Source organism: Halorussus litoreus (assembly GCF_003382685.1).
In the GTDB taxonomy this organism is placed as follows: domain Archaea; phylum Halobacteriota; class Halobacteria; order Halobacteriales; family Haladaptataceae; genus Halorussus; species Halorussus litoreus.
Genome location: NZ_QLVG01000048.1, coordinates 11,576 through 24,845, shown reverse-complemented (window position 1 = coordinate 24,845; position 13,270 = coordinate 11,576). Strand labels below are relative to the sequence as shown.

Annotated in this window: 11 protein-coding genes; 8 read left to right on the top strand and 3 right to left on the bottom strand. The window is 66.2% G+C overall.

All coding sequences use genetic code 11. From position 1 onward, the window contains the following. Nucleotides 1-46: 46 nt before the first annotated feature. Nucleotides 47-442 (bottom strand): DUF2267 domain-containing protein, encoded by a 396-nt coding sequence (locus tag DPQ64_RS14435; protein WP_115865020.1) that lies wholly within the window; start codon nucleotides 440-442, stop codon nucleotides 47-49. Nucleotides 443-541: 99 nt separating this feature from the next. On the opposite strand from DPQ64_RS14435, the gene DPQ64_RS14430 reads away from it, so the two are divergent. Further along, nucleotides 542-982 (top strand): universal stress protein, encoded by a 441-nt coding sequence (locus DPQ64_RS14430; RefSeq protein WP_115865019.1) that lies wholly within the window; start codon nucleotides 542-544, stop codon nucleotides 980-982. Nucleotides 983-1,349: 367 nt separating this feature from the next. Here DPQ64_RS14430 and DPQ64_RS14425 read toward each other — a convergent pair whose 3' ends face one another. Further along, entirely contained in the window at nucleotides 1,350-2,396 is a 1,047-nt protein-coding gene (locus DPQ64_RS14425; RefSeq protein ID WP_115865018.1) for a transcription initiation factor IIB, read from the bottom strand. Nucleotides 2,397-2,968: 572 nt separating this feature from the next. Here DPQ64_RS14425 and DPQ64_RS14420 point away from each other — a divergent pair. Both DPQ64_RS14420 and DPQ64_RS14415 read left to right on the top strand, forming a co-directional pair. Beyond that, nucleotides 2,969-4,396, top strand: a complete 1,428-nt coding sequence (locus tag DPQ64_RS14420; RefSeq protein ID WP_115865017.1) for an arylsulfotransferase family protein — start codon at nucleotides 2,969-2,971, stop codon at nucleotides 4,394-4,396. A gap of 576 nt (nucleotides 4,397-4,972) precedes the next feature. Beyond that, entirely contained in the window at nucleotides 4,973-6,175 is a 1,203-nt protein-coding gene (locus DPQ64_RS14415) for an XdhC family protein (protein ID WP_115865016.1), read from the top strand. 24 nt (nucleotides 6,176-6,199) lie between these two features. On the opposite strand, the gene DPQ64_RS14410 is transcribed toward DPQ64_RS14415, so the two are convergent. After that, complete coding sequence (locus tag DPQ64_RS14410) at nucleotides 6,200-6,796, bottom strand: nucleotidyltransferase family protein (RefSeq protein WP_115865015.1); 597 nt, start codon at nucleotides 6,794-6,796, stop codon at nucleotides 6,200-6,202. Between the two features lie 531 nt (nucleotides 6,797-7,327). Between DPQ64_RS14410 and DPQ64_RS14405 the strand changes: the two genes are divergently transcribed. From DPQ64_RS14405 to arsB, 5 genes are all read left to right on the top strand, one after another. After that, nucleotides 7,328-7,888 carry a (2Fe-2S)-binding protein gene (locus DPQ64_RS14405; RefSeq protein ID WP_115865014.1) on the top strand — a complete coding sequence of 187 codons (561 nt, stop codon included), beginning with the start codon at nucleotides 7,328-7,330 and terminating at the stop codon, nucleotides 7,886-7,888. Then, nucleotides 7,885-10,365, top strand: a complete 2,481-nt coding sequence (locus tag DPQ64_RS14400) for a xanthine dehydrogenase family protein molybdopterin-binding subunit (protein ID WP_115865013.1) — start codon at nucleotides 7,885-7,887, stop codon at nucleotides 10,363-10,365. The genes DPQ64_RS14405 and DPQ64_RS14400 overlap by 4 nt, the downstream gene beginning before the upstream one ends. 171 nt (nucleotides 10,366-10,536) lie before the next feature. Next, nucleotides 10,537-11,466 (top strand): NAD-dependent epimerase/dehydratase family protein, encoded by a 930-nt coding sequence (locus tag DPQ64_RS14395; protein WP_115865012.1) that lies wholly within the window; start codon nucleotides 10,537-10,539, stop codon nucleotides 11,464-11,466. A gap of 130 nt (nucleotides 11,467-11,596) precedes the next feature. After that, complete coding sequence (locus DPQ64_RS14390; protein WP_115865011.1) at nucleotides 11,597-12,016, top strand: ArsR/SmtB family transcription factor; 420 nt, start codon at nucleotides 11,597-11,599, stop codon at nucleotides 12,014-12,016. Next, nucleotides 12,013-13,176: an ACR3 family arsenite efflux transporter gene (arsB, locus tag DPQ64_RS14385; protein WP_115865010.1), complete on the top strand. Its 1,164-nt coding sequence runs from the start codon at nucleotides 12,013-12,015 to the stop codon at nucleotides 13,174-13,176. The genes DPQ64_RS14390 and arsB overlap by 4 nt, the downstream gene beginning before the upstream one ends. Nucleotides 13,177-13,270: the final 94 nt, after the last annotated feature.

Below are 13,270 nucleotides of genomic sequence, written 5' to 3'. Positions count from 1 at the left end.
GCACCCCTGCTGGCGTACGACTTTTCCATCCCCTACACTCTACTCCCTACTCCTCGACTTCCTCGGCGTCGATCAGTCCGAACAGCGGTTCGAAGTCCTCGGGGAGCTGGGCCCGGATCTCCTCGACCGCGGCTCGGGAGACGAGTTCGCTGACCAACCCCATCACGACCTGCGCGTGGTAGTTAGCGTCGGACTCGTCCACGCTGGCGCGGTCGGCCACGCGCGAGAGGAACTCGTCGTAGTCGAACCGCTCGCCGTGGTCGGCCGACGTGAGGTAGTAGTCGACCTCCATCGGGAGCGGGCCGGCGAGGTCCGTGGCCTCGCCTTTCTGGACGCGCTCGCCGAGCGTCTGGAGGACGGCCCGAGTCGCCCGGACGGCCCGGCCGGTGTCCGGCAGTTCGAGGCGATTCTGGACCTGTCCCATGAAGTCGTCGTACTTCATGCCCGGCGGTACCACGCTCCCCGAGAAAGAGCTGACGGCGGGTTCCAGACCGCGGGAATTATCCAAGCACTTTCTACGCTGGACTCCGACGGTGGACGTATGTACGAGAACATCCTCGTCCCGTCCGACGGTAGCCGCGGAGCCGACCGCGCGTTCGAGCAGGCGCTCGACCTCGCGGACACGTACGACGCGCAACTACATCTGCTCCACGTCATCGACGTGTCCGGGGACGCCGGCGAGTTCCGTCCAGTGACGGTGGTCGAAGAGCTCCGGGAGCGCGGCGAGGAACTCACCGGCGACCTCGCCGAGCGCGCCGCGGACGTGGGCGTCGAAGCGCGAAGCGACGTGATCCGGGGGCTTCCCCACCGGACGATTCTGGACTACGTCGACGACCACGACGTGGACCTCGTTGTGATGGGCACCCACGGCCGGACCGGCCTCCAGCGCTACGTGCTCGGCAGCGTGGCCGAGAAGGTGGTCAGACTCTCGGACGCGCCGGTGCTGACGGTTCGGGCGAGCGAGGAAGAAGTCGAGGAGTGAGTGGACGCGACTCGTAGTAGTTGGCCCGGTCACACGTATTTATTATAACTACCCAGCGCGCGCGAGTAACAGGCGAGAGAGACGAGTAGCGCCGCCCGGAGCGTAGCGGAGGGCGAGGCTTGCGAGACGCCGCAGGCTCTCGCTGCGCTGCGAACGCAGTTCACAGACGACGCAGCACGTCGACTAACGACGAGGGAGTAGTCATACTCGTGTCGAGACAAGCCTCTAATAAAAATTACGTGCTTGCATCGCACGGCAGTTCGACTATCGAACGGCTCTCACGAGTGTAATCGGGTGCCGACAATTCGAACGACCAACCGGTCCGCTCCTTGGGCGATTCGCCCAGAACACCCTCAAAAATCAGCGTTTAGGCCGGGACGACGCCGCTCTCGCTGGCTTCGAGCAGTTCGTGGTACCGGTTCCGGATGGTGACTTCGCTCACCTGCGCGACCTCGCTGACCTCGGCCTGCGTCACCTTCTCGTTGGTCAGGAGCGGGCCGGCGTACACCGCGGCGGCCGCGAGGCCCACGGGCGACTTCCCGCTGTGGAGGCCCTTGCGCTTGGCGTTGCGGAGCAGTTCGCGAGCGCGGCGCTCCGACTCGTCCGAGATGCCGAGTTCGCTGGCGAACCGGGCGACGTACTGCTCGGGGTCGGCGGGCTGGATTTCGAGGCTGAGCTCGCGGACGATGTAGCGGTACGTCCGCTTGAACTCCATCTCGTCGATCCGGCTCACGTTCGCCACCTCGTCGATGGAGCGGGGCGTTCCGGTCTGTCGGGCCGCGGCGTACACCGCGGCGGTCGCGACGCCCTCGATGGAGCGGCCGGGCAGGAGGTCCTCGTCGAGCGCGCGCCGGTAGATGACCGACGCGGTCTCGCGTACCTCCTCTGGGAGGCCGAGCGCGCTCCCCATGCGGTCGATCTCGCCGAGCGCCTGCTTGAGGTTGCGCTCTTTCGAGTCGCGCGTGCGGAACCGCTCGTTCCACTTGCGCAGGCGCTGCATCTTCTGGCGCTGCTTGCTGCCGAGCGAGTTGCCGTACGCGTCCTTGTTCTGCCAGCCGATGTTGGTCGACAACCCCTTGTCGTGCATCATCTTCGTGGTCGGGGCACCGACCCGGCTCTTCTCGTCCTTCTCCTTCGAGTCGAACGCGCGCCACTCCGGCCCGCGGTCGACGTTGTCCTCCTCGACGACGAGGCCGCAGTCGGCACAGACGGTCTCGTTGTCGTGGGTTGCGAGGTCGCCGCCACACTCGGGGCAGACCTGCTGGTCCTCGCCGACCTGCTCGTCTTCCCCGACCGTCTCGTCGGCCGTCCGCTCGTCGGCGGTTCGCTGGCTCTCGTCGGTCCGGTCGGTCTCGTCAGTGCGTTCAGTTACCCCGTTCTCCGCGTCGTAGCTTCGGATGCGTGTACTCGTCATGGTTGATGGTGGGCTGAGAGGTACTCCCGGGAGGTGGAGAAAACCTGAAGAAGCTCCGGAAGCCTCACTTCCTAACCAACAGTAAGGCCGATATGTATTTAAACCTTTCGCTGTCGTGTGGGTACTTCACACTCGGACGCGGCAGGTTCGGCCGGTTCTTGCGCGGCCTCGTAGTGGCATTTCAGGCCGTCCAGAACCACCGTGGCACCGATTACCGGCAATTCGACGAACTGTCTGATTCGGAAGTTGTTGTGTCCGATTCGAGCAATACTCTCCCTGCGGCGGAACGTTCCCATCACTTCAGCCGTCGAGATACGACGCTGCCTCCTCCTCGGACACCTGCGCGAACGACTCGTAAAAGTTGTTCGCGCGAGCGCACGAAAATCGCACATACTCGGACATACTCGCACATACTCGGACGTACTCGGTTCATAAGAACCTCCTCTCGATCAACGGAAAGCTCCGGTCCACCAGAAGTTTCCCAGTCCGGTCACGGTTAGCGACAGATTACCACCGCCCTCCCGGGGAAAGAGGACAAAACCCATATGTCGCGGGTAGGTGTATCGGGGTGTATGCCGAACGACTGGAAGCCGCACCTGTCGCGGCCGTGGCTGGTCCGCGGCGTCGTACTGTTGGTCATCCTCTCGCTGCTCGCGCCCTCGGCGGTCTCCGCGCTGACCTACGAACCCTCGAACACCGACCTCCAGAAGGGAACCATCGAGGACCCAGCGAACGGGACGACCGTCATCTCGATACAGGGGTTCAAGTTCGCCGGGCAAGCCAACGGGAAGAAGCCCGCCCGGATCGTCGGCGTCGGCCCCCGCGGTGACGTCGAGTGGGTCCACGAGGGAGCCGACCTCGACGTGACGTGGTTCTACGACGTGGACTCGCTGGACAACGGGAACGTGTTCGTCAGCGGGACCGCCAACGGGGCCAGCACCGTCTACGAGTACAACCCCGAGACCGACGAGATCGTCTGGAAGCAGCGCTTCGAGGGTGTCCACGACACCCACGACGCGGACCTCATCAACAACGAATCCGAGATCCTGGTCGCCAACATGCGCAACTACAACACGACCAGCGAGGAGAACGAGGACCGCATCTTCATCTACGACCGCGAAGCCGACGAAATCACCTGGGAGTGGCAGTTCGAGGACAACACGAACTGGACCGAGGACATGGGCGGCGACTACGCGGCCGAGCCGCCGAGCAACGACTGGACCCACGTCAACGACGTGGACAAGATCGCCGACGGTCAGTATCTCATCTCGCCGCGGAACATGGACCAGGTGCTGGTCATCAACCGCTCGACGAAGAATGTCGACATGCAGCTCGGGAGCGACAACAACTACGACGTGATGCACGAGCAACACAACCCCGACTTCCACCTGAGCGAGAACGGGACGCCCACTATCACCGTCGCCGACAGCGAGAACGACCGCATCGTCGAGTACGCCAAGCGCGACGGCGAGTGGAAGCAGACGTGGGAGCTCGGCGGCAGCCAGGACTTCAACTGGCCGCGCGACGCCGACCGCCTGCCGAACGGCAACACGCTGATCACCGACTCGAACAACCAGCGCGTGCTGGAAGTCACGCCCGAGGGCGAGATCGTCTGGGAGTTCTACGCGCCGTGGGCCCCGTACGATTCGACACGGATGCAGCTCGACGAGGAGTCCAGCGGCCCGACCATCGCCGACCAGAACGCCGAGGGCGAGTACAGCATCTCCGGGAGCGCGGGGCTGATCCCCGGCACCGGCGACCGGCTCACCTTCTCGCAGTGGCTGAGCGGGGCGTTCGCGGGCACGCCGGTCACCCAGCAGGTCGACTGGTTCGCCAACCGCTGGTCGAAGATCGCACCGTGGGTCCGCCCGGTCTGGATGGGCCCGTGGGACTTCGTGGGAGCCGTGCTGGCCGCCATCGTGCTGCTCGGCTGGCTGCTCTCGGAAGTGGTGTACAACCGGCAGCGCATCGCTGGCGGCGTCAAGAGCCGACTCGCCTGAATCGCTCTCGATCGTTCGCGCCGCTCTCTCTTTCTTCTCGTCCCTCTCGTTATCGGTGCTCGGGTCGTCTCTCTCGTCATATACGGTCGTTCTTCTCGACAACTGGTACAAACCCGGCGCGCGCAACCAATGAACGAGCGTAGCGAGTGAGCGCGGAGTCTGGAGAGGGCGGGTGTGGCGACTCATGTGTGTCGACAGTAGCTAGCTTCGCTGAACGAAACGGACGGAGGACGGACGAAGAAGCTACCTTCTACTTGAGCCTCGGAAACACCGAGACCGCAACCGCACCGCAACCGTGACCGCACAGCACCGCAACCGTGACCACACAGCACCGAAACCGCACCGCGACCGCGGGCCTCGGACCCCCAGCCTCCTGCGGTCCTCGGTCTGTGGCCTGCGGTCCTCGCCCACCGTCCGAGTAAGCTCCGACGAGCCTGCGCTCGGTTCACTCGCGCAGACCCCGCGCGGTTCGGCGCGACCATCTCGAATCCACCAGTCACAGAAACCCAACTCACCCCCGAGCGACCCTACACGTTCACACCAACACCTAAATGCTCGGATTTGCTACCACAGGTCATGGACGACGCGACGGGTGATTCGTGGAGCGCGAGCACGCTGGCGGTCCGCGAGGCGCTTCGCGAAGCCGTCGAGGCCGACTCCCGGGCGGCGGTCGCCACCGTCTCGGCCGTCGAGGGGTCGGCCTACCGCCGCCCAGGCGCGAAGCGGGTGCTCGCAGGAGATACCGGCGGCGAGGGAGTCGGGGGCATCACCGCCGGCTGTCTCGAAGGCCCGGTCGCCGACCTCGCCAAGCAGGCCCTCGAATCCGGCCCGCTGCGCGAGACGTTCGACCTGACCGGCGAGGACGACACGTGGGGGTTCGGGCTCGGTTGCAACGGCGTCATCGACGTGCTGGTCGAGCCCGCCGACGCGAGCTTCCGGCCAGCGCTGGACCGCGTGGCCGACGGCGAGCGCGTGGCCCTGCTGACGGTGGTCGGCCACGGCGACTCCCCTGACGCCGACAATCCAGACAGCGACCGCCCCGAAGCGCCGGTCGGCGCACGAGCGCTGGTGGACGAGTCGGGCGGCGTCGACGCGGCCGAGGCCAGACCGGCGATTCCGGACGATGTACTCGACGCGGTCCGGGACGAGGCTCGCCAGTTCGCCGAGACCGGGCGCTCGGACACCCTCGCGGTCGAGACCGACCGCGGGACTGCGGAGCTGTTCGTCGACGGCCTCGAACCAGTACCGGAACTGCTCGTCTTCGGCCACAGCCCGGACGTGCGCCCCGTCACGCGCCTCGCCCGCGACGCCGGATTCCGGGTCACGGTGGCGACCGGCCGCGGTGCGCGCGCCGACGCCGAGCAGTTCCCCGCGGCCCACCAGATCCTCGCCACGCGACCGCCGGACGTTGCCGAGGCCATCTCGCGCCCGGCCGAAACCTACGCCGTGGTGATGTCGCACAACTTCGTGGACGACCGACTCGCGCTCGACGCGCTGCTGGACACCGAGGCGCCGTATATCGGCCTGATGGGACCGCGCAAGCGCTTCGAGGAGATGCGCGAGGAGTTCGCTGCGGCGGGCACCCAGCTGTCTGACGCCGATCGCGAGCGTATCTCGACGCCGGTAGGCCTCGACCTCGGCGGCGGCGAGCCGGCCCAAATCGCGCTCTCGGTCGTGGGCGAGGTGCTGGCGGTCGCCAACGGCCGGGACGGTGGTCGGCTCGCAACCGCCGAAGGGCCGATTCATCCCCGACCGGACCTCGACCCCGACTCGTCCTGACGAAGCGGATCTCTTGGGAACTCGTTACTCGCGCAGGCCCTGGAGGTTCCGCAGATCCGCCGCGGTGTCCACGTCTCGGTGGATGCCAGGGTCGTCGACCTCGACCCACGCCACCGGTTCGGATTCGAGGAGGTTCCGACCGCCGCGGTCGCCCGTCACGTCCGCGAGCGCGCCGAAGTACCGCCCGTCGAACAGCACGGGGTTCCCGCGCTGGCCCTCGTAGCGCGGCGCGACGATGTCAGCGTTTTCGACCGCTCGGTACTCCCGAACGACCGCGTCGACCGTCTCGACCGCGACGCGGGGCATGTCCCCGAGCGCGAACAGGACCGAGTCGGCCCCTTTTTCCCGGGCAATTTCGACCCCTCTGCGAACCGAGGTGCTCTGTCCCGCCTCGTAGTCGGGGTTGGCGACGGCCTCGATTTCAGGCGGCAGGGCGTCCGCGACGCGCTCGCGGTCGTGGCCTACGACTGCGATACTCCTATCGAGGCTGGACTCAGTGAGGGTTCGGGCCGCGTGTGTGACGAGCGGGTCGCCGTCGATTTCCGCGAGGAGTTTGTTGTCCGCGCCGGACTCCGCGAACCGCGACCCGGTTCCGGCCGCGAGCAGAACGCCCAGTGTCATCGCTCTCCTCGGATATTGGTGGGTGGACGGCTAAAATCCTCGTCTAGGGTTTCGCTATTCTCACGTTCCTCATCTTTCTTGTGTCGTCGCGCACGAGCAACGCGCGCGAGGTCTTGCCGAGCGAAGCGAGGCAAGGCTCGGCGGACGCAGTTCGTCCTCCGGTGGACGAGTGAGCGACCGACGGGAGCGAACGCGGAGGCTGGGGCGGTGTGAGGCTGCGGCGACTCACGTGCCTCGGCAGTAGCTAGCTTCGTGATTCTCTGATTGAATGCTGGGTCGGAGCTAGCTACTGCTTGCGCCTCGGCGTGACTGCTCGGCACCGGTAGAGCGAAGCACCGCCGAGCCTGCGCTCGCATTCGCTCGCGCAGACGCCAGCACGCGCCGGGAGGGAAAGGAAAGCCAGCGCACGCCACAGGTGAAAACACCATCAGAAACACCAACTCAACGCCCGAAACCCCCGCGATAGCCGACAGTGACCCATCGTATCGGGACAACGTTTATCCGCCCTCCAGATATATGTCATCATCTACCATGAGTGCGGACGACACCCATGCCCCCGTCGAGTACCCCACCGAGGAGATCTCGCTGACGATAAACGGCGAGTCGGTCGCCGCCGAGGTCGAACCCCGGCACAAGCTCTCGGACTTCCTGCGGGACCGGCAGGGGCTTCGAGGCGTCCGGGTCGGCTGCGAGCACGGGGTCTGCGGGGCCTGTACCGTCCTGCTCGACGGCCGAGCCGTCAAGTCCTGCCTGACCTACGCGGTGCAGGTCGACGGTGCCGAAATCGAGACCGTCGAGGGGCTGGCCGACGACGGCGCGCTCCACCCGATTCAGGAGTCGTTCCACGAGGAGCACGCGCTCCAGTGTGGCTTCTGCACCAGCGGGTTCGTGATGGCGACCAAGGAACTGCTGGACGACAACCCCGACCCCGACCGCGACGACATCGAGGCCGGCCTCGCGGACAACGTCTGTCGATGCACCGGCTATCAGAACATCTACGACGCGGTGAATCGCGCGGCCGACCGGCTGGAGGACGGTGCGACGACGGACGCGAGCGACCATCCCGGTTCCGGGGAGGCGGACGACGAATGAGTTCGCGGCCCGACGCCGACGCGAGCGCGGACGCCGCAGCCGACCCCGAAAGCGACAGCCCGGGCGAGGTCGGGAGCGATGAGCGGTTCACCGGTCGGGGGCTCAACCGGGTCGAGGATCGGCGCATCCTCACCGGCGAGGCCGAGTACGTCCACGACAAAGCGCCCGAGAGCGCGCTCCACATGGCGCTGTACCGGAGCGTCCACCCGCACGCCGAGATCGAGGAGATCGACGCGAGCGCTGCCGAGGACCATCCGGGCTGTCACCTCGTGCTGACCGCCGAGGATCTCAAGGGCGAGTACAACCCGATGCCGACCGGGCTGCACGGCTTCGAGGAGTGGTCGCTTGCCGACGGGACGGTCCGGTACGTGGGCGAACCCGTGGTCGCCGTGGTCGCGGACGACCGCTACGTCGCCGAGGACGCGGTCGACCTCGTGGACGTGTCCTACGACAAACTCGACCCCGTGATCGACCCCCGCGAGGCCCGCGACGACGACGTGCTGGTCCACGAGGACGTGGGCACCAACGTCGGGGACCACGAGGAGTTGACGTTCGGCGACCCCGAGGCCGCCTTCGCCGAGGCCGACCACGTCGTGGAGGGCTCGTACTCGTGGGGCCGGATATCGGGGGTTCCGCTCGAAACCGCGGGCGTGGTGGCCGACTACGACGAGGACGCCGACACCTTCTCGGTCGACTGCAACATCCAGTTGCACACGCTCGTCGACGACACGGTGTACGAGACGCTGGGCTACGACCCCGACGACGTCCACCTCGACGTGCCGCCGGACGTTGGCGGGAGCTTCGGCACGAAGATCGCCATCCACCGCTACTGCTGTCTGGCCGCGATCGCGAGCAAGGAGTTGAGCCGGCCCGTCGCGTTCGTGGAGGACCGAATCGAGAACCTGCAGGGCGGAGACATGCACTCGACCCAGCGCGAGTACGACGTGAAGCTCGCGGTCGACGACGACGGGACGATCCGCGGCCTCGACTTCTGGTTCGTCGACGACTTCGGCGCGTGGCCACGCTACCCCGTGAATCAGGTGCTCAAGCCCCTCTCGGTGCTGTCGAACGCCTACGACGTGCGCGACGCCCGCTACGAGTACGACCTCGTGCTGACGAACAAGACCTGCCAGACCGCCTACCGGGGCTTCGGCGTGCCCGCCCACCTGTACGCGCTGGAGATGATCGTCGACGAGGCCGCCGAGGCAGTGGGGATGGACCCCGACGAACTCCGCAGGAGAAATCTCATCGACCCCGACCAGATGCCGTACGAACTCCCCTCGAAGAACGTCTACGACTCGGGGGACTTCCCGGCCGCGCTCGCGCACGTACAGGAGAAGATCGAATCGGAGCGCGACGGCGGGCTGCTCGACCCCGAGATCGTCGAGCAGAGGCGAGCCGAAGGAAAATACCGCGGCGTGCGTCCCACGGTCCACATCGAACCGGGCGTTTCGGGGGCCGACTGGACCGACCGCCAGCGCTCGGACAGGGAGTCGCTGGCCGACCGCGACCGCGACGACGTGGCAGAGCTCCCGGAACATCTCCGTGCGGAGGTCCGCGAGGACGGAACCGTTCTCGCGCACCTCGCTACCGACTCGTCCGGGCAGGGTCATCAGACGCTGGTGACCCAGCTGCTCGCCGACGAACTCGGCGTTCTCCCGAGTGCCATCGAGGTCGACTACCTCGACAGCGCGGCGGCCCCCACGGAGTACGGCTCCGCGGCGTCCCGGATGGCGGTCATGGTCTCGGGCGCGGCGAAGGGTCTCGGGCGAGCGCTCGCCGAGAATCTCGAAACGCTCGCGAGCGAGGTGTGGGACTGCCCGGAGCGCGACGTGACCTACCGCGACGGCGCGGTCGAGCGCGTGACTGGCGAGTCGCTTACGCTCGCGGAGTTGGTCAGTCACGACCGCGACCGCGGTGACCGACTGACTAGCGCGAGCTACGACTACGAGCACCCCGCGACCCAGTTGGAGGACTTCGACGAAGCCCTCGCCCGGAAGCTCCCGGTGTATCCGACCGCGGCGTTCGCCGCGAACGCGCCCATCGTGGAGGTCGACGCGACCACCGGCGAGGTCGAGATCCTGAAGCTCTACTCGCTCCGGGACTGTGGCACCCAGCTCAACCCGATGATCGTCGAGGGGCAGGCCCACGGCGGGCTCGCGCAGGGCATCGGCGCGGCGCTCCAGGAGGAGTTCGGCTACGACGAGTCGGGGCAGCCCCAGGCCATCACGCTGTTCGACTACCGGCTGCCCTCCATCGAGAACGTGCCCGAGATGGAACTCGACCACAGCGAGACGCCCTCGCCCTTCACCGAGACGGGTGCCAAAGGCACGGGAGAAGGCGGGATGATCGACGCCCCGGCGAGCATCGCGTGTTCGATCAACGACGCGCTGGAGCCACTCGGGGTGAAAGCCGACCAAATTCCGTTCACGCCGAACAGGGTTCGCGAGCGGATTCGGCGCGTGGAGGACGAGTAACGAGCTTTCAGTTCGGTTTTAGGGTCGCGCGTTTCCTTATTTTGTCTGCTTTCGCGAGAAGGTCGAGCGTCGATCTCAGATCGTCCGAAGTCCACCGAGGAAGCCGACAGGAAACCCAGAGCGAGACCCCGAACGTAAAGATATATCCGTTGCTCCGTCGCTACTTCCCGCATGAACCTCTCCGGAAAGTCGATTCTCGTGACCGGTGGCGCGGGCCTCATCGGCACCCACCTCACCGAGTCGCTGGCCGAGGACAACGACGTGCGCGTTGCAGATAATCTCTCGAAGGGCAAGCGCGAGTGGGTTCCCGAGTCAGCCGAGTTCGTGGAGGCTGACCTCACGGACCCCGACGACGCGGCCGAAGTCGTCACACCCGACGTGGATCTCGTCTTCCACCTCGGGGCGCTCTCGGACGTGAACCGGGGCGACCATCGCAGAGTGTTCGAACACAACAACGCGATGGTGTACAACCTGCTCGAACGCATGGACGAGGTCGGCCTCTCGAAGATCGCGTTCGCCTCCTCGTCGGCGGTCTATGGCGAGGCACCCCGGCCGACGCCCGAGGACTTCGCGCCGCTCGACCCGGTCAGCACCTATGGCGCGAGCAAGCTGGCCGGTGAGGGCCTTCTCTCGACCTACGCCCACTCACACGACTTCACGACGTGGATGTTCAGGTTCTCGAACGTGGTCGGGCCCCACCAGCGAAACAACGTCATCTCGGACTTCATCGAGAAACTGCTCGACGACCCCACCTCTCTCACCATCCTCGGCGACGGCCGGCAGGAGAAGTCCTACCTCCACGTCGAGGACTGCGTGGCCGGGATGGAGCACGTGGTCGAGCACACCGACGACCCCGTCAATCGCTACAACCTCGGCACGCGCACGACCATCTCGGTCACGCGCATCGCGGAACTCGTCAGCGACGTGGTCGGCTGCGACCCCGAGTTCGAGTACACCGGCGGCGACCGCGGCTGGACCGGCGACGTGCCGAAGATGCGCCTCTCCATCGAGAAGGCGAGCGCTATCGGCTGGTCGCCCGAGCGCGAGAGCGCGCAGGCCGTCCGGACCGCGGCCGAGCAGCTGTACGACGAACTGGCCTGAGCTGTCGCCCCTACTCCTCTCGCCGCTATTTTGTTCCGAGACTGCGACCGACCCATCTCACTGCCGAGAACCATCTGAATCCACATTCAGACCGGAATTACTATCTGAATTCCCATTCAATCGAATTCCGATGGCAGAGTCCAGTAATCGAATCAGACGGCTGCTCGCCGACTCCATCGGCGAGTGTTGCGACGAGCACGTGGAACGCCGACTCGGCGAACTCGACTCGCTGGCCGACAACGCGTTCGCCGAGGACCGGGCGCGACCGGTGTTCGCCGTGCTCGGCGACGAGACGCGCTACCGGCTTGCGCGCGTCCTCGCGACCGCCGAGGACGAACTGTGCGTCTGTGAGCTCGAACCGCTCGTGGACGTGAGCGAGAGTGCGGTGAGTCACGCACTCTCGGACCTCGTCGACGCGGGACTGGTCGCCCGCCGGAAGGAGGGCAACTGGCGGTACTACCGCGCGACCGACCTCGCGGGCGACCTCCTGCAAGTTGCTGATCGCGTGAAACGGGACGACGCCTTACAAAGCGAGGGTGAGGGCGAATGAGCAACGTCGCACACGACCACGGCCCCGATTGTGGCTGTCCCGACTGCGGCGACCCGCGGTCGATGGACCTCCTCGACAAGTACCTCACCGTCTGGATCTTCGCCGCGATGGCCGTGGGCGTCGGCCTCGGCTACCTCGCGCCGTCTGTCACCGAGCCGATTCAGGCGTTCCACCTCGTCGAGGTCGGGCTGATCCTGATGATGTACCCGCCGCTGGCGAAGGTGAACTACGGCCAGCTCCCCACCGTGTTCCGGAACCTGAAGGTGCTCGGGCTGAGCCTCGTCCAGAACTGGCTCATCGGCCCGACGCTGATGTTTGCGCTGGCGGTGATCTTCTTCGGCGGCGTGGTCCCCGGACTCCCCGCGCGCCCGGATTTTTTCCTCGGACTCGTCTTCATCGGGATGGCCCGGTGCATCGCGATGGTGCTCGTCTGGAACGAACTCGCGGAGGGCTCGGCGGAGTACGCCGCCGGACTGGTCGCGTTCAACAGCGTGTTCCAGATCCTGACCTACGGCGTGTACGTCTGGTTCTTCGCGCTCGCGGTCCCGTCCTCACTCGGACTGGAGACGCTCGCTGCGGGAATCCAGTCGTTCGACGTGACCCCCATGCAGGTGTTCGAGGCCATCGCGATCTTCCTCGGCATCCCGTTCACGGCCGGCATCCTCTCGCGGTTCGCGGGCACGCGGGCCAAGTCCACCGAGTGGTACGACGAAGAGTTCGTACCGAGCGTCAGCCCGCTGACGCTGATCGCGCTGCTGTTCACGGTGGTCGTGATGTTCGCGATGCAGGGCGAGACCATCGTAGCCGAGCCGACCGACGTCCTCTTCATCGCGGTCCCGCTTACCGTCTACTTCGTCGTGATGTTCTTCGTGAGCTTCGGCATGGGACGGGCCATTGGCGCGGACTACTCGACCACGACGGCCATCGGGTTCACCGCCGCGTCGAACAACTTCGAACTGGCAATCGCGGTCGCGGTCGCGGTGTTCGGCGTCGGGTCGAGCGTCGCGTTCGCCACCGTCGTCGGCCCGCTCATCGAGGTGCCGGTGTTACTCGGGCTGGTCAACGTGGCGCTGTACTTCCAGCGGAAGATCGACTGGAGCGGCTTCGACACCGGGAGCCTCGACGACTCGGCAACCGATACGACGGCGGATGGGGATTGAGCAGCGATGACAGAGACTGAATTCGGAACGCACGAAGCCGTGACGGACTCCCTGAACAGGTCCGGGAAGCGACAGACCAAAGTCACCAGCGGGA